At 40.8% G+C, this 255-nt stretch carries 1 pseudogene; it reads left to right on the top strand.

What is annotated here, in order from left to right:
* Positions 1–255, top strand: a pseudogene (locus tag ACSLUH_RS19655) (IS4 family transposase); the annotation flags it as partial.

The raw sequence follows: 255 nt of genomic DNA, 5'->3' as shown, positions 1-255 counted from the left end.
GAAAAAATCGTCATTGGCTCCAACCTATGAGAAAAGGAACTCAGTATGAAGTCGTTCGCTCTTTGGGTCGTCAAGACAAACTCATCAAACTAAAAACAACAGCACAAGCGAGAAAGAAGTTTGCTGATTTACCCGATGGTATTGAAGTGAGATTGGTCACAAAAACGATTAAGGGAAAAGAGGTGAGCATCCTCACTTCACTGACCGACCCAATGCGTTTTCCTAAAGCTGAAATAGTAGACTTATACAGTGATA

The organism is Thalassotalea ganghwensis, from assembly GCF_053485795.1.
The sequence above is the reverse complement of the archived record's forward strand: the minus strand, read 5'-3'. Positions and strand labels throughout refer to the sequence as shown.